This window comes from Trinickia sp. (assembly GCF_035492435.1).
Classification (GTDB): domain Bacteria; phylum Pseudomonadota; class Gammaproteobacteria; order Burkholderiales; family Burkholderiaceae; genus Trinickia.
The window spans coordinates 1-20824 of sequence record NZ_DATJJF010000222.1; the positions used below are offsets into that span (position 1 = coordinate 1).

At 62.2% G+C, this 20824-nt stretch carries 20 protein-coding genes and 1 pseudogene; 5 read left to right on the top strand and 16 right to left on the bottom strand.

The window, feature by feature from the left end; translation table 11 throughout:
• From VL598_RS16090 to alaS, 5 genes and pseudogenes are all read right to left on the bottom strand, one after another.
• Positions 1-330 (bottom strand): annotated as a pseudogene (locus VL598_RS16090) (hypothetical protein); the annotation flags it as partial.
• A gap of 553 nt (positions 331-883) precedes the next feature.
• Positions 884-1114 carry a sulfurtransferase TusA family protein gene (locus VL598_RS16095; RefSeq protein WP_325327723.1) on the bottom strand — a complete coding sequence of 77 codons (231 nt, stop codon included), beginning with the start codon at positions 1112-1114 and terminating at the stop codon, positions 884-886.
• Between the two features lie 151 nt (positions 1115-1265).
• Positions 1266-1661, bottom strand: a complete 396-nt coding sequence (locus VL598_RS16100) for a hypothetical protein (protein WP_325327724.1) — start codon at positions 1659-1661, stop codon at positions 1266-1268.
• Positions 1662-1989: 328 nt separating this feature from the next.
• Positions 1990-2433, bottom strand: coding sequence for a thioesterase family protein (locus tag VL598_RS16105; protein ID WP_325327725.1), 444 nt, complete (start codon positions 2431-2433; stop codon positions 1990-1992).
• A gap of 167 nt (positions 2434-2600) precedes the next feature.
• On the bottom strand, positions 2601-5225 hold the full coding sequence (gene alaS / locus VL598_RS16110) for an alanine--tRNA ligase (protein ID WP_325327726.1): 2625 nt from the start codon (positions 5223-5225) through the stop codon (positions 2601-2603).
• A gap of 203 nt (positions 5226-5428) precedes the next feature.
• On the opposite strand from alaS, the gene VL598_RS16115 reads away from it, so the two are divergent.
• Positions 5429-6649 (top strand): CaiB/BaiF CoA-transferase family protein, encoded by a 1221-nt coding sequence (locus VL598_RS16115; RefSeq protein WP_325327727.1) that lies wholly within the window; start codon positions 5429-5431, stop codon positions 6647-6649.
• Positions 6650-6813: 164 nt separating this feature from the next.
• Here the strand turns inward: VL598_RS16115 and VL598_RS16120 are convergent, their stop codons facing one another.
• A complete protein-coding gene (locus tag VL598_RS16120) occupies positions 6814-7026 on the bottom strand; it encodes an ornithine carbamoyltransferase (protein ID WP_325327728.1) in 213 nt (70 codons plus the stop codon).
• A 268-nt stretch (positions 7027-7294) separates the two neighbouring features.
• Between VL598_RS16120 and VL598_RS16125 the strand changes: the two genes are divergently transcribed.
• Complete coding sequence (locus tag VL598_RS16125) at positions 7295-9010, top strand: glutamine--tRNA ligase/YqeY domain fusion protein (protein ID WP_325327729.1); 1716 nt, start codon at positions 7295-7297, stop codon at positions 9008-9010.
• A 117-nt stretch (positions 9011-9127) separates the two neighbouring features.
• Here VL598_RS16125 and VL598_RS16130 read toward each other — a convergent pair whose 3' ends face one another.
• From VL598_RS16130 to VL598_RS16175, 10 genes are all read right to left on the bottom strand, one after another.
• Positions 9128-9577 (bottom strand): NUDIX hydrolase, encoded by a 450-nt coding sequence (locus tag VL598_RS16130; protein WP_325327730.1) that lies wholly within the window; start codon positions 9575-9577, stop codon positions 9128-9130.
• Between the two features lie 99 nt (positions 9578-9676).
• Positions 9677-10435: an aquaporin Z gene (gene aqpZ, locus VL598_RS16135; RefSeq protein ID WP_325327731.1), complete on the bottom strand. Its 759-nt coding sequence runs from the start codon at positions 10433-10435 to the stop codon at positions 9677-9679.
• Positions 10436-10774: 339 nt separating this feature from the next.
• On the bottom strand, positions 10775-14125 hold the full coding sequence (locus tag VL598_RS16140; RefSeq protein ID WP_325327732.1) for an ATP-binding protein: 3351 nt from the start codon (positions 14123-14125) through the stop codon (positions 10775-10777).
• Complete coding sequence (locus VL598_RS16145) at positions 14122-14778, bottom strand: response regulator transcription factor (protein ID WP_325327733.1); 657 nt, start codon at positions 14776-14778, stop codon at positions 14122-14124. The genes VL598_RS16140 and VL598_RS16145 overlap by 4 nt, the downstream gene beginning before the upstream one ends.
• Before the next feature lie 232 nt (positions 14779-15010).
• On the bottom strand, positions 15011-15613 hold the full coding sequence (locus VL598_RS16150) for a hypothetical protein (RefSeq protein WP_325327734.1): 603 nt from the start codon (positions 15611-15613) through the stop codon (positions 15011-15013).
• Entirely contained in the window at positions 15610-16218 is a 609-nt protein-coding gene (locus tag VL598_RS16155; protein WP_325327735.1) for a hypothetical protein, read from the bottom strand. The genes VL598_RS16150 and VL598_RS16155 overlap by 4 nt, the downstream gene beginning before the upstream one ends.
• The gene (locus tag VL598_RS16160; RefSeq protein ID WP_325327736.1) at positions 16211-16972 is read right to left on the bottom strand and encodes an EscJ/YscJ/HrcJ family type III secretion inner membrane ring protein; all 762 of its coding nucleotides are present in this window, start codon (positions 16970-16972) and stop codon (positions 16211-16213) included. The genes VL598_RS16155 and VL598_RS16160 overlap by 8 nt, the downstream gene beginning before the upstream one ends.
• A 17-nt stretch (positions 16973-16989) precedes the next feature.
• The gene (locus VL598_RS16165) at positions 16990-17433 is read right to left on the bottom strand and encodes a hypothetical protein (protein WP_325327737.1); all 444 of its coding nucleotides are present in this window, start codon (positions 17431-17433) and stop codon (positions 16990-16992) included.
• 31 nt (positions 17434-17464) lie between these two features.
• Positions 17465-17665: a hypothetical protein gene (locus VL598_RS16170; protein ID WP_325327738.1), complete on the bottom strand. Its 201-nt coding sequence runs from the start codon at positions 17663-17665 to the stop codon at positions 17465-17467.
• An 83-nt stretch (positions 17666-17748) separates the two neighbouring features.
• A complete protein-coding gene (locus VL598_RS16175) occupies positions 17749-18084 on the bottom strand; it encodes a hypothetical protein (protein ID WP_325327739.1) in 336 nt (111 codons plus the stop codon).
• Between the two features lie 296 nt (positions 18085-18380).
• On the opposite strand from VL598_RS16175, the gene VL598_RS16180 reads away from it, so the two are divergent.
• The 3 genes from VL598_RS16180 to VL598_RS16190 all read left to right on the top strand — a co-directional run bounded on the left by VL598_RS16180 (position 18381) and on the right by VL598_RS16190 (position 20818).
• Positions 18381-18890, top strand: coding sequence for a sigma-70 family RNA polymerase sigma factor (locus tag VL598_RS16180; RefSeq protein WP_325327740.1), 510 nt, complete (start codon positions 18381-18383; stop codon positions 18888-18890).
• 96 nt (positions 18891-18986) lie between these two features.
• Complete coding sequence (locus VL598_RS16185) at positions 18987-19193, top strand: hypothetical protein (protein WP_325327741.1); 207 nt, start codon at positions 18987-18989, stop codon at positions 19191-19193.
• 5 nt (positions 19194-19198) lie between these two features.
• A complete protein-coding gene (locus VL598_RS16190; protein ID WP_325327742.1) occupies positions 19199-20818 on the top strand; it encodes a secretin N-terminal domain-containing protein in 1620 nt (539 codons plus the stop codon).
• The last annotated feature ends 6 nt before the right edge of the window (positions 20819-20824 follow it).

A 20824-nucleotide genomic window follows, 5' to 3' on the forward strand; every position in this document is an offset into this window, starting at 1 on the left:
GCCATCGACGCCGTCGCGACCGATCAGCACGCCCGCCGTCAGGCGGAAGGGCAGCACACTGGGCGCAGGAAAGAAGTCGGCATAGAGGCCTGCATGATAGAAGCTGAGCGTCGCATCGTAGTCCAGGCCGCCTGCGCTGAAATTGTGCGAAAGCGCAAATCCGTTGAACTCGCCGCGGACGTTGAACATCGAGCCGAGCACGTGGCCATAGCCGATGCCCACGCCCTCTGTGCCGACCTGCCCGTATACCTCCTGAGTCGCCTGCGCGTGAGCAGCCGATGCGCATGCCAGTGCGAAGCCTGCGGCAAGCGCACCCATCCCATGTTTCATTGATGTTTCCCTTGTTTGACAAAATCAGGCCGCATCGTCAGACGAGACCTAGCACCACCTTGAGCGCGAAATCGATAACTACGAAGCTGTCGCACAAGGCTGTTTACGGCACGCGCAGCGTCTCCTGAAGAGGAATCGCTTGGCATGGAAAAGCCCATCCGCGTTGCTCGCACGCGACGAGAGTACGAATCGGCAAAATGGCGACTTGGTGGTGGTCAGACGAAACGAAAACATCACACAAAAAGGTGTGAACGTACTTCGCTGGAAGATTGATCCGGATGTGGGTTGGCCGGGACTGGCGCCAGTTGTCGACGTTGGTCGCAGCCCGGCGTCGGTCACCCGATCACGGGATGAAAAGCGGCAGCATCCCCGCTTTCCCTATGGACGGTTTCGGGTGATCCATGGAACGAGCCACTATCGCCGCGTGTCGCGCAAGGACCGCGGGAATAGAGATGATGAACGGATGATGATCAGCCAGAAACGGCCAGGAGGGGCTCGCTACGCCAGAGCAGGCGCGCGACAAGAGGCGCGCGCTCAAGCGCGCGTCCCGCGTTCAACGACGGCGCATCAGAAAGACAAACGATTTCTCGGGCGTCGTAGAACTTTCGACAATTTCGTTGCCCGTCTGCTTTGCGAAAGCAGCGAAATCACGCTGCGAACCTGGGTCCGTGGCCAGCACCTTGAGGATCTGGCCGCTTTGCATGTCGGCAAGCGCTTTTTTCGCACGTAGGATCGGCAGCGGGCAGTTGAGCCCCCGCGCATCGACTTCCTTGTGAATTTCCATTCGGCTATCGACCTTTGAAGTGAATCATCCGCATACGCCGCCACAAAGGCAAGCGGCGACGAGCGAACAAGCCGAATTTTACCGCAGCGGGCGCCTTAAGCACTCAACAGCGCGCACTGTTGGATTTCACCCCAGCTTGGCGCATGCCATTTCAAAACCTTGGCACATCGATGAACTCGATATTCATCGACCAAGCCGTTTGATTCGTGGCCATGTACTCGATGCCCGGGCGCTTGAGCTTGTATTCGTCGGTGACGCCGAGCAGTCCTGACTCCGAGTGCTGTCCGATCGATAGCTGATATCCGCCTGCGCCACCGTAGTCGTAATCCTTACCGTCGGCAAATATCACGCCCATCATGTGCTCATCGCCTACGTCGTGCGGACTCATCGGCACACTCACGGTGACAGACTCGTCGGGCCGCACGCGATGAACTTGCTTCAACCGCTTTCCATCGACCATCAAGACCTGATCGTCCCAATTCGGATCCCGATCGACGAAAAGATCTCGAGTGGAGTGATTGGTGACATTGACGACCGGATCGCTCATGGCGACGTTCTCCTATCAAGGGTGAAGGAATGGATGCCGTCTCAAAGACTGGCCGCATAAGGCCTAGCGTCTTGTCTCAGGCACCCCCGATCGTAATGCCCCATCTCGCGCTTAGCGCGGTCACTGCGAAAGATTCGGACAAATCGGATGCGCAGAAACGCAGTGGCCGCCCAACGCGACGCGCGTCGGGGATCGTCGGTGAGCCCGCGTCCAGCGTTCAGCACAACTGGAACGTAACTGGCCGCACGGCCCGTCATCGGCAAGCAAGTGAATTCGTGGTCAAAAGAATCCTCGCCCCTGCGGCACAGCACATCGAGCGAAAATCGCTCTAGCCGTGATCGACGACGAGCGGCACGAGCGCCGCGCGCAGAGCGTCGGGCAACGTCACTGGCCGACGCGTCACGCGATCGACGTAGACGTGCACAAAGTGCCCCTGGGCTGCCGCCTCGTCGGCGCCCTCCTTGAAGAGACCGACCTCATAGCGCACGCTCGACGCACCGATGCGCGCAACGCGCAGTGCCGCCGTAACGCGCTCAGGAAAGACAAAAGGCAAGAAGTAGTTGCACTGGGTCTCGACGACGAGACCGATCGTCTGACTGCGCTCGATGTCGAGCACGCCCGTACGAATCAGGTACTCGTTGACCACCGTATCGAAATAGCTGTAATAGACGACGTTGTTGACGTGACCATAGACGTCGTTGTCCATCCAGCGTGTTGGGATCGACAGGAAATGGCGGTAAGTGGAGCGCGATTGCGCAACGGGCTTGTTCATGCCTACGCAAATTACATCTTAGGCCTATTACGCACCGTTCCCTCTCGCACCTGAAGGTGGTTGCTTCCGGGAACGGCACTTCGCACTCCCCGGAAGCAGGACAACTCACATAGACAGCCGCAGCAATGTCCTCGCTGCGTTGATTCGACGAATAGAATCTGCGCCGATTAGATTTGCGTCGCCACCCACTCTTTCACGCCGGCAAGCGCCGCGCTCAGATTGGCGGGCTCAGTACCACCGGCCTGCGCCATATCGGGCCGCCCACCGCCCTTGCCGCCCACTTGCTGCGCAACAAAGTTGACGAGCTCGCCGGCCTTCACCTTCTTGCTCGCGTCGGGCGTCACGCCTGCAATGAGGCTGACCTTCCCGCCGTCGACGCATGCCAGGACGATCGCCGCATGCTTGAGCTTGTCTTTCAACTTGTCGACCGTCTCGCGCAGCGTCTTGACGTCGGCACCTTCGAGCGTTGCAGCCAGCACTTGCAGGCCAGCCACGTCGACAGCCTGCGTCAGCAACTCATCGCCCTGGCTCGACGCAAGCTTCGATTTCAAGGCCGCCAGCTCCTTTTCAAGCGCTTTAACTTGATCCTGAACCTGCGCGATGCGCTGCGTCAATTCGGAAGGCTGGGCTTTGACCGCGGCTGCGGCCGCATGCAACTGGGTTTCGAGCGTTTGGACGTAGCGCACGGCGTTGTCGCCCGTGATCCCCTCGACGCGCCGGATACCCGCTGCGACGCCGGTCTCGGCGACGATCTTGAACAGGCCGATGTCACCGGTGCGATGCACGTGTGTACCGCCGCAAAGCTCACGCGAAAAGCCGAGATCGAGCACACGCACTTCATCGCCGTACTTCTCGCCGAAGAGCGCCATCGCGCCGCCCTTCACGGCATCGTCATAGGGCATGACGCGCACGATGCCCGGTGCATTGGCCAGGATTTCCGCGTTGACGATATCCTCGACGCGCCGCACTTCCTCATCAGTCATCGGCGCGTTATGGATAAAGTCAAAACGCGTCTTGTCCGGATCGACGAGCGAGCCCTTTTGCTGAACATGGGAGCCGAGCACTTCGCGCAACGCCTTGTGCATGAGGTGCGTCGCCGAGTGGTTGCGGACCGTGCGTGCGCGGCGGATCGCATCGATCTCGGCCTTTAGCACATCGCCAACTTTGAGTGTGCCTTGCTCGAGCGTGCCGTGATGGCCGATCACGTCGGCCTGCACCTTCTGCGTATCGATGACGGCGAAGCGCATCGCGGCATTGGCAAGCACCCCGGTGTCGCCTACCTGACCGCCCGATTCCGCATAGAACGGCGTGTGATCGAGCACGACGACAGCTTCCTGCCCGTGCGTGACTTGATCGACCGATGAGCCACCCACATACAGGGCAACGACCTTCGCATCATCGAAGATCTGCTCCTCATAACCATGGAACGTGGTCTTCGCGCCCGTGTACTCGAGGCCCTGGGCCATCTTGAACTTGCCGGCCGCGCGAGCCTGCTCGCGCTGGCGCGACATGGCTTCCTCGAACGCAGCTTCGTCGACGGATACGCCGCGCTCGCGGCAGACGTCGGCCGTCAAATCGAGCGGGAATCCATACGTATCGTGAAGCTTGAACGCGACTTCGCCGTCGAGCGTCTTACCGCCCTTGCCTTCGAGGTCCGCCAGCGCGGCGTCGAGGATCGACATGCCGTGCTCGATGGTCTCGAAGAAGCGCTCTTCTTCCTGGCGCAGCACATCCGTGACGCGCCCTTGCGCCTCGGCGAGCTCGGCGTAGGCACCGCCCATCTGTTCGACGAGATCCGCGACGAGCTTATGGAAGAACGGCCGCTTGCAGCCGAGCTTGTAGCCATGGCGGATGGCGCGGCGCACGATCCGACGCAGCACGTACCCACGGCCCTCGTTGCCCGGGATCACGCCGTCGACGATGAGGAACGAGCAGGCGCGAATGTGGTCGGCGATCACCTTCAGGGAATTGTTCGCCACGTCGGCGACGCCCGTCTCGCGCGAGGCGGCCTGGATGAGCGCCTGGAACAGGTCGATCTCGTAATTGCTGTGGACGTGCTGCAAGACGGCAGCAATCCGCTCGAGGCCCATGCCGGTATCGACGCACGGCTTCGGCAGCGGCGTCATGTTGCCCTGTGCGTCGCGGTTGAACTGCATGAAAACGAGATTCCAGATCTCGATGTAGCGGTCGCCGTCTTCCTCGGGCGATCCCGGCGGGCCGCCCCAGATTTCGGGACCGTGATCATAGAAGATCTCCGAGCACGGGCCGCAAGGACCGGTATCGGCCATTTGCCAGAAGTTGTCAGACGCGTAACGCGCGCCTTTGTTGTCGCCGATGCGGATGATGCGCTCGGTGGGCACGCCGACTTCCTTGGCCCAGATGTCGTACGCTTCGTCGTCCTCTTGGTAGACCGTGACCCAGAGCTTGTCCTTGGGCAACTGATACACAGAGGTCAGCAGTTCCCACGCGTAATGGATCGCGTCGCGCTTGAAATAATCGCCGAACGAAAAGTTGCCGAGCATCTCGAAGAACGTGTGATGCCGCGCCGTGTAGCCGACGTTCTCGAGGTCGTTATGCTTGCCGCCCGCACGCACGCTGCGCTGTGCAGTTGTCGCGCGTTTGTATGGACGCGACTCGGCGCCGAGGAACACGTCCTTGAACTGCACCATACCCGAGTTGGTGAAAAGCAACGTCGGATCGTTGGCTGGCACGAGGCTCGACGAACGAACGATCGTATGGCCCTTCGATTCGAAGAACTTGAGGAATTTCTCGCGGATTTCGGAGGCTTTCATAGAGGACTGAAGCGATCTCGACTCGAACGCAGCCGTTTTGCAACGCCCTGCGCATCGCAGAACGGCCGATAGATATAAACGACTCATTATACGGAAATGTCGGCGCACCGCCCGCGCTGCCTCCTTTGGCATTGGGGATGCGCGGCAAAAACGCCTAACATGCGAAGACGCGCCGGGTGGCCCGGCAGGAGGCATCAACCAACATGAGAGCCTTAAGTCCTATTCGCGTGCTCGACCTGACCCGCGTGCTGGCGGGCCCCTGGTGCGCACAGACGTTGGCCGATCTAGGCGCCGACGTGATCAAGATCGAGCGGCCCGGTACGGGGGACGACACGCGGCACTGGGGGCCGCCCTACCTTGCGACGCCGGACGGCGCCGACACCCGCGAGGCCGCCTATTATCTTTGTGCGAACCGCAACAAGCGCTCCGTCACAGTCGATATCGCGACGGCCGAAGGCAGCAAGATCGTGCGCGAGCTGGCCGCCGTCAGCGACGTCATCCTCGAAAACTATAAAGTGGGACAACTGCACAAGTACGGGCTCGACTACGCGTCGCTCGCCAGCATCAAGCCTGATCTTGTCTACTGCTCCGTAACAGGCTTCGGCCAGACGGGGCCGCTTGCCGAGCGCCCCGGCTACGACTTCATCGTGCAAGGCATGGGCGGCTTCATGAGCATCACGGGCGAGCGCGATGGCCTGCCGGGCGGTGGCCCGCAAAAGGCGGGAGTCGCCATCGCCGACCTGATGACGGGCATGTACGCGACGGTTGCCGTGCTCGCCGCGCTCGCGCACCGGGACCGCACGGGCGAAGGACAGCATATCGACGTCGCGCTCCTGGACGTGCAGGTCGCCATGCTTGCCAACATCGGCGCAAACTACTTGGCGAGCGGGCAGCCACCGGCGCGCTGGGGCAATGCGCATCCGAACATCGTGCCGTACCAGGCATTTCAAACCCGCGACGGGTGGATCGTTGTCGCCGTCGGCAACGATGCTCAATTTCGCAAGTTCGTCGAAGCGCTCGGGCACCCCGATCTGGCCGACGACCCGCGATTTGCGACGAACCCCCAGCGCGTGCGGCATCGCGAAGCCCTGGTACCGATCCTCGCCGATACGCTGCGCACCCGCGACAAGCACGTCTGGATCGAGTGCCTCGAATCGGCCGGTGTGCCGTGCGGGCCGATCAACGATATGGGCGAGGTATTCGAGAATGAACAGGTACGCGCGCGTGGCATGTGCGTCGAGGTGCCGCATCCCAGCGGCGCGACCGCGACGCTGGTGCGCAACCCGATCCGCATGAGCGCGACGCCGCCGGACGTGCGTGCCGCGCCCCCCATGCTCGGGCAGCACACCGATGCGGTACTGCGCGACGTTCTCGGCTATGACGATGAGAAAGTCGCCGGACTGAGAGCGCTCGGGGTGATCTGACCGATGGCCGCTCACGATGAACCGGTAAGCCTGCGCCCGAAGCAGCGTGACGCGATGCTTGAGTCCTCGCCGCCTCGACCGCCCCCCAAGCGAGCTTGCCGAGGCAGGCAGCTTAATGGCTTGTGATGCCACAGGACGCGCGCTCTAGCCTGCGCGCAGCCTGATCAATGGCGGGTCGTACCCGCGCCGATCAGTCCGCCTGCAGCGGCCCCGGCGATCGTGCCAATCGGGCCGCCCGTCAGGACGTAGCCCAGCGCGCCGCCTGCCGCCGCACCAATGGCGGCGTGCTTCTGCGTTCGCGACATCGAACCGCAAGCGGCGAGGCTCGAAACAAGGGCGGCCACGATAGTGAACTTGGCAAGCGTTGAAGTCTTCATCTTTTTTCACCCCGACTCGCGAAACGAAGCGACTTTCGGCGCACTTCACGCCGAAGTCTTATGCGGGTCGCATGTTAATGACTGCGCCGCACAGTCGGCAACCCGTTTTACCGACTGTTACGCCCCTAACAGCGGAGCAACCTCGCGTCAAATGCCACCGGTTTGCAGCCCGGCCTGCCCCTACGGGGCTCAGCTTAAGGGCGCTCAGGTAGAATGAACGAATCGCGCGGGCACACCCGCATTGTTTAGGCCGATTGACAACCTCCGCATGAACACCGAACGCAACGATGCCACAGCGGCAGCCCCGTCCAATTTCATTAGAAACATCATCGACGACGATAACCGCACCGGGAAATGGACAAGTCGCGTCGAAACGCGCTTTCCGCCCGAACCCAACGGTTATCTGCACATCGGCCATGCGAAAAGCATTTGCCTGAATTTCGGCATCGCTCGCGATTACGGCGGTGTCTGCCATTTGCGCTTTGACGATACGAATCCCGAAAAAGAAAGCGTCGAATACGTCGATTCGATCGTCGACGCCGTGCGCTGGCTGGGTTTCGACTGGTCCAAAGACGGCAAAGAACACCGCTACTATGCAAGCGACTACTACGACAAGCTCTACGAATATGCCGAGCTGCTGATTCAACGCGGCAAGGCCTACGTGGACAGCCAGTCGGCCGAAGAGATGCGGTTGAACCGCGGCACGCTGACCGAGCCCGGCAAGCCGTCTGCCTACCGCGACCGTACGGCTGCCGAAAACCTCGACCTCTTGCGCCGCATGAAGGCCGGGGAATTCAAGGAAGGCGAGCATGTGCTGCGCGCGAAGATCGACATGGCTTCGCCGAACTTCAATATGCGCGACCCCGTCATCTATCGCATCCGCTTCGCGCATCATTATCGAACGGGCGACACCTGGTGCATCTATCCGATGTACGACTACGCGCATTGCATCTCGGATGCCATCGAAGGCATCACGCATTCGCTGTGCACCCTCGAGTTCGAAGACCACCGCCCGCTCTATGACTGGGTGCTGGCCGAGCTCGCCGATGCCGGCGTCTTCGCGCGGCCGCTGCCGCAGCAAATCGAGTTTTCACGGCTCAACCTGACCTATGCAATTACGAGCAAGCGCAAGCTGTTGCAACTCGTGACCGAAGGGCATGTGGACGGCTGGGACGATCCGCGTATGCCGACGATCGTCGGTGTGCGCCGGCGCGGCTTCACGGCCGAGAGCATCAAGCTCTTTTGCGATCGGATCGGCGTGACGAAGGTTGATTCCTGGATCGACATGAGCGTGTTTGAAGGCGCGCTGCGCGACGATCTCGACGACAAGGCGCCACGCAGCGTCGCCGTGCTCGATCCGCTCAAACTCATCATCGACAACTTTCCGGCCGATCTCGCCGAACCTTGCAGCGCGCCTGTTCATCCGCACCATCCGGAGCGAGGCGAACGCGCCTTCCCGCTCACGCGGGAGCTTTGGATCGAGCGAGACGATTTCACCGAAACACCGCCCAAGGGGTACTTTCGTCTCTTTCCCGGCAACCGCGTGCGGCTGCGCTACGGCTATGTCATCGAGTGCACAGGGGCGCAGAAGGACGAACATGGCAACGTGATCGCCGTTCATTGCAATTACTATCCGGACAGCAAGTCGGGGACGGAAGGCGCGAACAACTACAAGGTGAAAGGCAACATCCACTGGGTCAGCGCGACGCACGCGGTGCCGGCCGAAGTTCGGCTTTACGACCGTCTCTTCAAGGAAGCGCAACCCGATGCAGGCGGGCGCAATTTCCTAGAGGCTCTGAATCCGGATTCCAAGCGCGTGGTGCAAGCGTATGTGGAACCCGGCGCGGATGCACTGCAGCCCGAAGACCGCTGCCAGTTCGAGCGCCATGGCTACTTCGTTGCGGATCGCTACGATTCGCAACCAGGCAAGCCCGTGTTCAACCGGATCGTAGGTTTGCGCGACAGTTGGGGCAAGCCCGCCTGATAAGCATTCAGGGCCGCGCTGAGCGGCCTCTCGCAGGGGGCGAGCCTCATTGCCAGACTCGCCCTGCGCGGACTGCCATTGATGGCGAAGCGCCCGCGGGTTTCAATGGACGGCTTGTCAGAGCGAGCCGTGCAATTCGGCTAAAGAAACCGTCGTCTCAAAGAGCCGTGCAAGGCTACGGCTTGCGAAGTGCGGCAGCTCCTGCGGCGTCGCCCAACGAAACGCATCCATCTCCGGAATCATCGAGCCGTCCCGGCGACTCGGGAACATCGATCGGCACACACATTGGGCCAAGTCGATCTCGCCCTCAGCGGCACGGGCGGCAAAGAGATAAAGGTCTTTATCGCGGCGATACGGAACGCGGCCCAGGTCTTTGAGCCGTTCAGGCGCAAGCTCGATACCCGTTTCCTCGCTCAGCTCGCGAAGCGCCGCCTCGGCAGGCGCCTCCCCGCTTTCGCCCTGCCCTTTTGGAATGTCCCAATGCGACGTATCGGTCGCGTGCGCAAGCAGCACACGCCCCCGTGCATCGAGCAAGATGACACCGTAGGAAACTGTTTTCGCGCTCATCGTCTCGCCTTTTCTCAATCGTTCGCTAGCGTAGCCCGGAACGCCAAAGGGCGGGCGAAAAGCCGAGTTTGTAATGCGATGGGCGATTCGCCTTTGGTCTTATGCCTGGGCGTTTCCTTCGACGGATCCAGCGGTCACAGTTACCGGGCGGCTTGCCATGACGGCCGTCTGGGGCGCCAGTAGCAACCGGTAAACCAAGCCACCCGCCGCGCCACCCACGAGCGGCACGATCCAGAAAACCCATAGCTGCTTGAGCGCCCAACCGCCTTGAAACACGGCGACGCCGGTGCTGCGCGCGGGGTTCACCGACGTGTTCGTCACTGGAATGCCGATCAGATGAATGAGCGTCAGCGCCAGGCCAATCGCCAGCGGGGCAAAGCCTGCCGGCGCTTGCGGATCGGTCGCACCATGAATAATGACGACAAAAAATGCCGTCAGCACGAATTCAGCAATGATAGCCGCCTGCAGCGAGTAGCCTCCCGGCGAATGCTCGCCGAAACCGTTCGAGGCGAAACCACTGGCCGACACGTCGAATCCCGCTTTGCCGCTCGCAATGAGAAACAGCACGCCTCCCGCTGCAATGCCGCCGACCACCTGCGCCGCGATATATTGGACGACGTCCCGTCCGCTAAACCGCCCGCCGGCAAAAAGCCCGACCGTCACTGCGGGATTGAAATGCGCGCCCGAGATATGGCCCACCGCGTAGGCCATGGTGAGCACCGTCAAACCAAAAGCGAGCGATACCCCCAAGAAACCAATGCCTAACTGAGGAAACGCCGCGGCGAGCACTGCGCTGCCGCAGCCGCCAAAAACAAGCCAAAACGTACCGAATGCTTCCGCCGCAAGTCGCTTGATCATTCAAACCTCGGGTCGCGTGGTGAAATACGACCGATACTAGTCGACGTGAAACAACAATCCAAGATAATCGATTCGAATTGACCAATCTTCGCAATAATTGGATAAACGCGACGATTTTCGCGTTTTGTGATTTTCCCAATCGAGAGAAAAGTTACTTTATTGCCGTGGTCGATCTTTACCGTCGGTCAACGACTTTAAAAAATTCGATCACCTTGCGGGCTCCAAGATTGGTGGGCGACGGGCCAATGGCGCGATCTGGCGGATGCGCTCGGCTTGGTAGGCGCTTGTGTGCGCCCATGCCGCGCCGTTCAAGGCGCAGCACTATCGGCCGAGCGCGTTTCACGACGTGCCCGGGGCTGACTCCGTGGATTCGGCCGTCGCATGGGCGATGGCCGTCCGCAGCGCGAAGACAAAGGTGTGCGGCGCGGCGTTGCCGTTAAGCAAGCACTGCTCGAGTCGCATGGCCGCCTGCGCAACCTCCTCGAGATGAAACCATGATGCGGCGCCAAGGATGCGATGAACGATTTCCCTTGCCCGCTCAGCGTCTTCGTTGATCGACAACGCTAGCAGCGCCGCCATTTCCTCGGCCAGCGTGCGCTGTAGTTTCTCCCAAAGATCCGCGTGTCGCTCAGGCGGTATGCCAGCCCTCTCCAGCCCGGTGGTGGGCGACGGCGCGACTTCCGCCCTCTCCCCCGCGCTAATCCCATAGCGCTCGAGCAACGCGCGAAGCTGCTCGGGCTCGACAGGCTTCACATACACCGCGTCCGCACCCGCGGCAAAGCACTCCTCACGTTGCTGTGGCATGGCATTTGCCGTCAAAGCAACCAGTGTTGTGCGCCTCGCACTGCCGTTTTCCCGTTGGCGGATGCGCCGCATCAGCTCGGTGCCGCCCATCACCGGCATCGCGCAGTCGGTGATGACCATTGCGTACTGACAACGTTCGAGCGCCTTCAGCGCTTCGACGCCGTTTCCTGCGACATCGCACTCGTCGATGCGCAGATTGACAAGCTGGCGCCGGAGCACCTCTCGATTAATAAGCTCGTCTTCAACGAGCAGGATGCGCCGGCAGGAGGCTTCGTCGCAAGGCGCCACCACATCGATTGGGCGCGCGGGGGCTCCATCGTCGCACCCGCGCAGCATCGCCTCGTCATCAATGGGTAGACTCAACTCGATCGAAACCGTTGTGCCGCGCCCCACCTCACTCTCGAGCGCAATGGAGCCGCCCATCGATTCGACGAGCTGCTTGCAGATCGCCAGCCCAAGCCCAGTGCCGCCCACTCGGCCCGCGGCGCTGCTGCGGGCCTGTGTAAACGGTGAAAAAAGCCGCTTCTGGTCTTCCCGAGCGATGCCGATGCCTGTGTCAGCCACGCGAATCAGCAGCCGTTGCTCGCACGCGCTACTCACAATGACGGCGACCGAAAGCGATACCGTACCGTAGTCCGTAAATTTGGCGGCATTGCCGAGCAGGTTGAGCAGGACTTGGCCGAGCCGATGACCGTCGCCCACGTGCCGTGCCGCGAGCTCGTGCGAGATGTCGATGTCGAAGTGCAATCCCTTGCGCGCCATCTCCGGCGCGATGATGCCCGTCGTACGCTCGACGATTTCAGTGACGCTCATCGGCGCGCACGCGAGTGAAAGATCACCGTTCTCGCTTTTGGCGAAATCGAGAATGTCGTTCAGGATGCGCAGCAAGATTTCGGCAGCGTTGCGCGCCATATCCAGCAAATGTTGATCGTCGGGCGCGAGCCTGCCGTGATCGAGCAGTTGGAGAATGCCCGCCACGCCGCTCATCGGTGTGCGGATCTCGTGGCTCACCGTGGCCAGAAAGACGTCTCGCGCACGCGACGCTTCTTCGGCATCGTGCTTGGCCTCGACAAGCGCAGCTTGAGTCAACTTGGCAACGGTCACGTCGTGAACATAACCACTCCAGAGCACTTCTGCGTTTTCGCGCGCCTGCGGTGCGGCTTCCAGATTGACCCACGCATGATGCCCGCCCCCCAAGGCGAGCTCGAACTCGCCCCGTACGGGATCCAGCGAGCGCGCGGAGCGCAAAAAGAGGCGAACCAGGCGAAGACGAGCCGCCGCGTCGAGGCATCGCATAAAGGCGGCTAGCGTGTCGGACAGGTCGCCCGACACCGCTCGAGGCAGGGGCAGTAGCTCGTACGCGCGCCGATTGACGAAGTCGAGATCGAAACGCGAACGGCGGCCGCGAGCGAAACGCAGTTGGAAGACGACGGCGGGCAGCGCCTGCGTGAGCTCGACAAGCTGCCGTTTCAAGTCGATCTCGCGCCGCTCCATGCGGCGCAGATCGGATACGTCGACGAAAGCGCCGACGACCGCACGCGGCATCTCGTCGTCCGCTTTGCACAGCTGGACCCAGTAGACGGCATCATGCAGCGCACCGTCGGGCCCGTGATAACGGATCTCGCCATGGGCGGGACGGCCCGTGGCGATGACGCGATCGGTGATGCCGATGATCTCTCGCGCGTCCTCCTCATGGATGGGGCCGGTCAGCGGCAAGTGCTTGCCGATCAGCGCCTCCGCCCGGATACCCAGCGCTTCTTCATAGGCATGATTGACGCCGAGATACCTGCCCTCGGCGTCCTTGACGAACACGGGAATCGGTATGGTGTTCATCAAGAGCGTTTTGAACTGCGTCTCGAAGACAAGCTCCCGCTCTGTCCAACGCCGCTGCCTGACTTCTTTTCGCAGGCGAAACATATACGCGCAGATCACGGCGAGAAAAACGATCGTGAGCAAAACAGCCGGCGTCAACACGATCCAGAGCGTGCGGGCTGGAATGCCCAACGTGAAGCGTGTGGAGAGCCAGCTGTTCTGGATATATTCGCGCTCGCCTTCCGGTATCGACGTGAGCACGCGATTGATCAGCGGCACTAGCGGCGCGAAGCCGGACGCGACGCCAAACGATAGTTCCTCGATGTGGCCGGTCGGCGCGGCGACGCGCAAGATCCCGGCGTACTTCTCCCTGACCAGCCTGTCGACAACGCCGAGATTCCCGATATAGGCAAACGCACGCCCAGTTGCCACGGCGTGCAGTCCCTCATCGGCCGTCGACACCGTGATCGTGCGCATGTCACGCAGGCTCGGCAGTTCCGCACGGATAATTTCGGAGTCCTTCACAAGCGCCACTTCGGCGCCGGAAATGTCGCTTGGGCTGCCGATGAAAGGCGCGGTTTCGCGTGTCACGATGACGACGGGATAGCGGACATACGGCTTCGAGTAGTGAAAGCCGGCGTCGAGCCCATCTGCGGGCGACGCCGCCACAACGAGATCGAGACCGCCGCGGTTCGCAAGCTCGATGGTTTCTGCCCACGAACGAGTAGGCACGATGCGAAAGCGCACGCCGAGCGTTTGCTGCACGAGGTTCAGATAGTCCGCCGAAATGCCTTCGAGGTGACTGTGGTCGTCGACGTACGTCATCGGTGCCCATTGCGGATCGGTGCCGATCCGCAAGACAGGCAGCGAGGCAAGGTAGGCACGTTCCTGCGGCGAGAGCGACAACCTGAGCCCCCCGCCGTTGCGCGGCGAGCGCGGCATGTCATGCGAGCTCGGACAACCCGCCAGGGCGACCAATGCGAGCAGCGACACACTCATCATGGCGATCGCGCGCGACCCGACAAGCCGCACAAGGCTGCCGCCGCGCATGCCGCCGCTCACAAAATATCTCATCGCGCAGCCAGATCGTTCTTGCGGCAATATTCGAGCAGTTCCTGGGTCGTCGATAGCCCAAGCTTTCTTTGCGCATTGATCTTGTGACGGCTGACCGTCTTCGGGCTTCGATTCAACCGCTCGGAGATCTGCGTGGCCGTGAGACCGTTGTATGCAAAAAGCCGGATGACCTCGAGTTCGGCCGTGGTCAACACGGCATCCGTGCCGATACGCCGACCAATGATGCTCGCGCTCGACAGCAGGGTCTCAAGCCCTGGACTCAAATAATTGCGGTCCTGCGCTGCGGCAAGTAGTGCGAGATGAAGCTCCTGGACACCGCCCGATTTTTCGACGACCCCTCTGACCCCCTTCGAGACCAGCTTGTTCAACAACGCCGCGTTGCGCATTGCGGTCACGACGATGACAGGCACATCGGGTTTGAGTCGCAACAAGCGATCGACGAGCGCAATGCCGTCTTGCGTGCGCACGCCCGGCATGGAGTAATCCGTGACGATCGCGTCGCATGGCTGGGCCTTCACCGCCGCGATGAGCTCATCTGACGTCGAGGCTTCCGCGACCACCTCGGCGACGTGATTCGTCTCCATCGCAATGCGAATGCCATAGCGGACGATGGCGTGATCGTCCGCGAGAATAATACGCAGCAATTTGTTCATTATGTCCTCACATCCGGCGCCACCGACAAAGCGAAACGCAACGTCACCAAGCCGTTTTGTCACCCGTCACCGCTCAGGTTGTCTCATGCATTCGAGAAAGATCCGAAATTTTAAAGAAATCACCCCTCATTCGATAATACGAAAAATCTCGGAAATGAATCGAAACGAATTGCGGATTTCTTTCCGTTCAATGCCTGATAGCCAATATGTGGGAAAAAGAGGTATTCGCCGATTAGCGATTGATCGCGTAGCCTTCGATCAATGCGTCGAAAGCCAGCACCCATTCGGCGTCTTGAAGACTCAATCGGCAAGTCCCCGTCGACAGGTTCTCGTCGACTTCGACGGGCCAAGGCAATGTCAACGCCGCCGCCCGGCATGCGTGCGCATCCCCGGCGGCAAGATGCAGTCGCGCCGCCGGCCCAGGTTGGAGCTGCCGGCGCAACGCTTCAGCCACGATGCCGACGCGCTGCGCCGCGGGCACTCGAACCGCGATGCCGCGCAGCGCGTTTTCCAACGCCGTATCCAACACAACTTCGAGGCGCGCGACAAGCGCGTCACAACGCGCACGGTAGGCCGCTTCAAGCGAAATAGCGCGCTTCAACAACGCCGCATCCGCATGGCTCAGCCTGTGCGCGGCCTCATGCGCCGAGCGCGCTTCGAGCTCCTCGGCGCGCCGATGCGCGCTTTCAACGATGCCATCCGCCGTCTGCCTCGCGGCCTGCGCATAGGCGGCTAGCTCGCGCAGCGGCTCCAGGTCGCCCGCGCGGTAGACAAGTTTGACCGGCCATGGCTCATGCTCGGGTGGGCGGGCGATGCGGCGGGCGACAAAGCTCATGCGGAGGGCTCAATGTCGGCCGCAACGGTAGGCGCGGCGCCGATGTGACGCACAGCGGCCAGCGCGACGCTGAGGCAGCGTGCAACGTCGATACGCGCAATCGTCAATGCCGCGTCGTGGTCCTCTTGCGAGGCAGGCGCCAGCATCATCGCAAGCCGGCGCGCGATGTCGGGCCACTGCATCTGTGCCGCGCGGTGCAGAAGAAGCAGGCCGTTCGCGCAGACATCATAGGCGTCGCGCGATTCTCCGACGTGCGCTTGTACGCAGTTGACGTCACGATAACGCAGCGCACAGCGCACGCGCGCATCGCTTTCGGCACCCCGCACCTGTGCGATACCTCCCGGTTGGCGCAGCATGGCAATCCAGCCGAGCACCGCCGCCGCCTCGCGCAATGCCACTGGCCCCAGGCTGACGAGTTGAAGCCAACGGGGATCAACCGGAGATCGCCATTCGCGCTCGAGCTCGAACGCGCCGATCCATCCACCGAAGAGGACGCGTGCCGCAGAGACATGCACCGGTATCTGAATTTCGCCGTATCGGCGATGCCAATCGGGATGGGTCCAACGCCACGGTTCGAACCAAAAACGCGGCCACGAATCACTCATCGTGCATCCTCTCATCGCGTTGCTGCCTGGCGTGGCGTCGACGCCGCGACAATACGTACGCCGCCGCACCTGACCCGAGCATCAGCGCAAGCAAGACAAAGACGACGGGGAAATGCCATACCGGACGCCGCGCCGGAGCCAACGCTGAGGAGACCGCAACTAACGCGTCGTGCTCGGGCACGAGGACGACTGCTACGCGTCGATCGTCCTCGCTCGCCAAACCCGGCACGCCGTTCTTGACGAGTTGCACGATGCCCGGCAGAAGCGCGGTCAGATCCACGTCGCGCCGATGCTTGATCAACAGCGATGCGGACGCCGGCGTCAGGGGCGCGCCCGGTGCGGGCCGCTCTTGCGGCACGACACGCACACGCGCCGCCACGACGCCGTCGATATCGAGCACGGTGCTCTCGATGTCGCGCTCGAGCGCATGAATGTAGCGCGCTCGCTCCTCTAGAGGAGACGAGATCGCCCCCTTCTTGCCGAACGTGTCCGCAAGCCGTGGTCGAAGCTGCCGGGGCAGCCCCGCCTCGCGCAGGGCGCCGATCGCCCGGGTGAAATCGGCATCGGCAACCGATAATGCGACGCCGTCCTTGACCTGCCGCCGCTCGACAGCAATGCCGCGTGCGCGCAGGACCGCTTCCAATTCATTAGCGCCTTGTACATCGGGCGTTACCTGCACATCGATGCGCGGCGCGCAAGCGCCGCACACGGCCAGCACCATGGCCACGGATAACGCGAGACGCATAAGGCGCATGGCGCGCGCCGCACGCATCATGTCGAGGCAATCAGCTGTTTGAGTCCGCCCGCCGTCGCGCCAACGACCTTGGCGGCCCACATGACATCCATGTGGTACGCAGCCATGATCCGCGCCTGCCGATGCATCGCGAGCACGACCGCGGAACCCGACGCGCCGCGCGCATGAGATTGCACAATGCTGGCAGGAAGCCCGGCTGCTTCCACGCGCTTGCCTTCCAGCTCATCCAGACCGCGCGCGAGCCACGCCATAACCGGTACATCGGCCCGGGCTTGTTGAGCACCCGCACGAACGGACGCGGCGGACGCATTCGCCGCAGCAACGCGTACGGCGTTGAGCGGTGCTGACGGTGTCTCCACCGATGCCAGCACGTGCGCGAAAGCGGCTGCACCCGTTGCCGAAGCGCTCGCGTCCGTTGCCGGCAAGAATCGCTGAGCAGCAGAGAGTTTCAGATCGTCCACGTTTTGCCTTTTTGCTTTGATGCGCGAACGATCAGGGCTTGATTTGTGCCGTTAGCTGACGCAGCGAATTGATGAGCTCGGTTTTCATCCGGCCGTGTGCCGATTCGAGTGCGTTTTGCGCATCGACGCGCCGTTTTTCGAGCGCGAAAGCCACGCCTGCATCTGCTGCCCACTCGGCCGTACGGAGCCGGTCTCTCATATCCGCAGCCATGGATTGCCAAAAGTGAATCATGATGTCGATCCGTTGACGGATGCATGCGCAATCCATGCACCCGTGCTTGTTACTGGCCAACTGGCCCAGTCGGCCAGCCGAGGTTAAAAATGAATGCCTTGGGCCGCCTTATGGACGGCGTTTTGCGCCTTGGTGCCCGAATCGAGGTGTCCGCTCGCGATGCTGTTCACGGTGTCGACCAACATCTTTTGGACACTGGCCTCGGTTTGCATTCCCATTGTTTTCAGCTGGGCCTCCTGCTGCCGCCTCATCAGACCTTGCATCTGGTCGAAGTTCTTCGACGTCCCCTCTGAACCCGCGAACGACGAAGCGCCGGCCGGTGCATTCGCCCCCGGCATCGCCGAGAAGATTGAGGAGGCAAACGACGCCAACGCGCCCACTGCCTGAGCGACAGGTATGACGGCTGCTGCTATGGACATGACAGTCTCCGTAGTCAAAGTGAACACTGAGCACGCTTCCGCATCTCGACTCGAGGCGAGTACGGAATTGGCCGGTTAGTAACGTCACGCTTTGCCTCGGTTCCGCGTAATGACAAAAATGCGACGCATCACGGCGTCGCGCGCGCCCGTCTGCGAAACGCAAGGGGTAATGTCGTCCGATTTTCATATCAAAATTGGCCTCCCGAAGCGGTTGCCACCGATGATTGCGCGCATTCAAGCCCGCCCTCATCAAATTGACTGCCATGATTTCGACGCTTTCGGAAGGATCCGTTGCCATGACCGGCGCCGGCGCATCCGTCGAATTCGACGACTGGTATCGTGCGCACGCTCAGACCATCCTCCGCTTCATCATGCGCCGCGTGCGCAGTGCGGAAGATGCCGAGGACATCCTGCAATCGACTTATCTAGGCGCCTGGGAAAACCGCACTGCGTACCGCCGCACGGCGCAGCCGCGAACATGGCTCACCGCCATCGCACTCAACATCATGCGCAACCACGTGAACCGCGCCTCAGACTACCGGTTCGTCGTCGAGCGCATTGACGACCACGAAGAGGCCCTCGTCGATACGCGCGCGCCCGAGCGCTGCATCTGCGTCAAGCAGAGTCTCGCCAAATTCCTTGAATTCGCTCAATCGCTGTCGGAAGAGCAGCAAAGAATGATCGAGTTGCTTTTCATCGACGACGTCAGCTATGTGCAAGTCGCCGCCACGCTAGGCATTCCTGTCGGGACGGTCCGCTCCCGGCTGTCGCGCCTGCGGGCCAAACTCGAGAAGCACTTTGCCTGAGGGCCGTACACATGCATGCATGTTGAATGCCCAAGCGCGGGCCCCATTCACCGACCTTCCCCACTTCCTTTGCCTGCCGCATTTCATTGCCCGACCATGAACCTGAGCCCGACCGAACTGCATCTCTTTCGCGCCATGGAGCGCGCCGACCACGCCCGGCGCGCGATGTCGCCCACGGACCCTCGTGAGTGGCAACGCTACGTCGAAGCGCTGCGCGGCGTATCGCTCGCCGGTTGGAGCGCGACCACCGATGTCCAGATGAAATTCGCGCTGCTGCGCAGCGTGCTCAACGAAGTTCGTTAGGCTCCATGACACATCGCGTTACGTTTTTCCGCCTCGCGTGTCTGCTCGTCCTCATTCTGCTTTTGTACGTAGGTGTATTCGGCATCGTGCCCGGACGCGCGAATGCCGGCGAGCTGCCACGTGAGACACAGACGGCCGCCGTCGATCTATCCGCGCCCTACGCACTGCAGGCAGGCGATCGCTCCGTGCTCGACGTCTTGCGGCGCTTTGCCGACGATCACGGTCTCACGCTTCGTGTTGCACCGGCGAACGGCCGTCGTGCGACGCCTGCGTGGCACACGGCCCATATCGCCGGGTGGGTGACAGGCGAAAGCGGGCGTGATTTCCTCGAGCAACTGGCAAGCGCTCACCACTTCGAGTGGTTCATCGCCAACCGAACGCTGCACGTGAGCGCGCGCTCCGATTCGACCGCCGAACGCATTGCGCTTCACGGCATGGCGCCCGACGCCGCGCGGACAGCGCTCGCTGCCGTCGGCCTTTATGAGGCCCGTTTCGGCTGGGGCGCATTGACCGGCCAAGACGCCGTGCTTGTCGCCGGCCCGCGCGAATACCGCTCGCTCGTGCGCCGCTTCCTCGCGGCCCGCACCGTGCCGGGCGCGCGCACGCTACAGGTCGAGCCGATGATTTTCCCGTTGCGATACGCAAGCGCTGCGGACAGCACCGCGCTCGACGGTCGCGACGGTGTGGTGCCCGGTGTGGCGTCGATCTTGCGGCAACTTGTTGCGCCGAACGACGAAGCGCAAAGCCAGCGTCTTGTCTTGCCGACAGTCGAATCGATGCAGGCGCTGGAAACGGCGGGCCCTGTCCCTGTCGCCTCGCTCCCCATCGCCGGGCCTGGGCTCGTCAACTGGCTCGGCACTGCGCATCGTGCGACGCCCTTACCCGATTGGCGCGCGGCGCCGACGAGGCTAGCCCCCGCATCCTCCGCACCGGCGAGCGAGTCCGAGGTCGTCATTGCCGCGGATGCCCGAACCAACACGGTGCTCGTCTGGGGCGATCCGGTGCTGCGCTCGCGCCTTGAGCGCCTCATCGAAACGCTCGACCAGCCGTTGCCGATGGTGTCGATGGAAGTGCTTGTGCTCGAAGCCGACGAAGCAACCGTTCTCTCGCTTGCCGCGGGCGGTACAGCCAACGCGCCAAGCCAAGACGACGTGAGCGTGGGCGGCGTCGACACCGGTTTTCATGCGCGCCTGTCGCAGGCGATCAGCGAGGCGCGCGCAACCCTGCTCAACCGTCAGGCACTCGTCGGTTTCGCCAATCTTCACATGACGCTGGCGATCGGCGCGGAGGAGTCGCATCGGCGCTCGACGTCCCACGACGGCAACGACAGCCGTGACGAGAATGCCAATGGCCGCGCCGGCAATCGCGGCGATGCGCTCGACCTCGCCGCACGTCTGTTGCCGGCGCGGCCATCCGCGCCACCTGCACTAGCCGTCGACGTCGGCCTCCTCATGGCTCAGCCAACGGGCCTGCCCGGCCAGCAATGGGGCAGCACGAGCAGCGTCAAACTGAAAACAGCCGTCGCGCTGGAAAGCGGGGCTGCACCGAGGCTTATCGCCAGCTATCCCGTCGCGAGTTCGCGCAGCCGCCAGCGTGCCATTTTCATCAGCGCGCGCGCGATCTAGCCCCGC

What these genes read in the sequence shown, in the direction of transcription:
- VL598_RS16120 (WP_325327728.1), bottom strand. Translation starts at nt 7,026, where the DNA reads ATGAAGACTTCAACGCTTGCCAAGTTCACTATCGTGGCCGCCCTTGTT.
- VL598_RS16175 (WP_325327739.1), bottom strand. Translation starts at nt 18,084, where the DNA reads ATGTCCATAGCAGCAGCCGTCATACCTGTCGCTCAGGCAGTGGGCGCG.
- VL598_RS16095 (WP_325327723.1), bottom strand. Translation starts at nt 1,114, where the DNA reads ATGGAAATTCACAAGGAAGTCGATGCGCGGGGGCTCAACTGCCCGCTG.
- VL598_RS16160 (WP_325327736.1), bottom strand. Translation starts at nt 16,972, where the DNA reads ATGCGCCTTATGCGTCTCGCGTTATCCGTGGCCATGGTGCTGGCCGTG.
- VL598_RS16190 (WP_325327742.1), top strand. Translation starts at nt 19,199, where the DNA reads ATGACACATCGCGTTACGTTTTTCCGCCTCGCGTGTCTGCTCGTCCTC.
- VL598_RS16105 (WP_325327725.1), bottom strand. Translation starts at nt 2,433, where the DNA reads ATGAACAAGCCCGTTGCGCAATCGCGCTCCACTTACCGCCATTTCCTG.
- VL598_RS16125 (WP_325327729.1), top strand. Translation starts at nt 7,295, where the DNA reads ATGAACACCGAACGCAACGATGCCACAGCGGCAGCCCCGTCCAATTTC.
- alaS (WP_325327726.1), bottom strand. Translation starts at nt 5,225, where the DNA reads ATGAAAGCCTCCGAAATCCGCGAGAAATTCCTCAAGTTCTTCGAATCG.
- VL598_RS16185 (WP_325327741.1), top strand. Translation starts at nt 18,987, where the DNA reads ATGAACCTGAGCCCGACCGAACTGCATCTCTTTCGCGCCATGGAGCGC.
- VL598_RS16140 (WP_325327732.1), bottom strand. Translation starts at nt 14,125, where the DNA reads ATGAGATATTTTGTGAGCGGCGGCATGCGCGGCGGCAGCCTTGTGCGG.
- VL598_RS16170 (WP_325327738.1), bottom strand. Translation starts at nt 17,665, where the DNA reads ATGATTCACTTTTGGCAATCCATGGCTGCGGATATGAGAGACCGGCTC.
- VL598_RS16100 (WP_325327724.1), bottom strand. Translation starts at nt 1,661, where the DNA reads ATGAGCGATCCGGTCGTCAATGTCACCAATCACTCCACTCGAGATCTT.
- VL598_RS16150 (WP_325327734.1), bottom strand. Translation starts at nt 15,613, where the DNA reads ATGAGCTTTGTCGCCCGCCGCATCGCCCGCCCACCCGAGCATGAGCCA.
- VL598_RS16145 (WP_325327733.1), bottom strand. Translation starts at nt 14,778, where the DNA reads ATGAACAAATTGCTGCGTATTATTCTCGCGGACGATCACGCCATCGTC.
- VL598_RS16180 (WP_325327740.1), top strand. Translation starts at nt 18,381, where the DNA reads ATGACCGGCGCCGGCGCATCCGTCGAATTCGACGACTGGTATCGTGCG.
- VL598_RS16130 (WP_325327730.1), bottom strand. Translation starts at nt 9,577, where the DNA reads ATGAGCGCGAAAACAGTTTCCTACGGTGTCATCTTGCTCGATGCACGG.
- VL598_RS16115 (WP_325327727.1), top strand. Translation starts at nt 5,429, where the DNA reads ATGAGAGCCTTAAGTCCTATTCGCGTGCTCGACCTGACCCGCGTGCTG.
- aqpZ (WP_325327731.1), bottom strand. Translation starts at nt 10,435, where the DNA reads ATGATCAAGCGACTTGCGGCGGAAGCATTCGGTACGTTTTGGCTTGTT.
- VL598_RS16155 (WP_325327735.1), bottom strand. Translation starts at nt 16,218, where the DNA reads ATGAGTGATTCGTGGCCGCGTTTTTGGTTCGAACCGTGGCGTTGGACC.